The sequence below is a fragment of the Pseudoalteromonas sp. SR45-1 genome (assembly GCF_014163655.1).
Taxonomy (GTDB): Bacteria; Pseudomonadota; Gammaproteobacteria; order Enterobacterales; family Alteromonadaceae; genus Pseudoalteromonas; species Pseudoalteromonas distincta.
Map to the genome: position 1 here is coordinate 1 of NZ_JACJDR010000048.1, position 380 is coordinate 380.

The window sequence follows — 380 nt, forward strand, 5'->3', positions numbered from 1 at the left end:
AAACGAGTCTAAAAATTCAGTTGTCCTAGTGACACATTTATGTGTCCCCATCGTCTAGAGGCCTAGGACACCGCCCTTTCACGGCGGTAACAGGGGTTCGAATCCCCTTGGGGACGCCACTTACTATTTTAAGTATTGTGTAAAGCAGTGTGACACCGCACTCTCTATGCACGACGTTATCAAGAGTACTAATCTCTTGGGGACGCCACTTACTTATTTTTAATAGGGAAGTGTAGTGTTATTAAGAAAGCTCGCCTGAAACGAGTCTAAAAATTCAGTTGTCCTAGTGACACATTTATGTGTCCCCATCGTCTAGAGGCCTAGGACACCGCCCTTTCACGGCGGTAACAGGGGTTCGAATCCCCTTGGGGACGCCACTT

The 380-nt window shown here is 47.4% G+C and carries 2 tRNA genes; both read left to right on the plus strand.

The features are described 5' to 3' along the window. Positions 1–43: 43 nt before the first annotated feature. Positions 44–119, plus strand: a tRNA-Glu gene (locus H5089_RS20070). A gap of 182 nt (positions 120–301) precedes the next feature. Further along, positions 302–377: transfer RNA gene (locus H5089_RS20075), tRNA-Glu, on the plus strand. Positions 378–380: the final 3 nt, after the last annotated feature.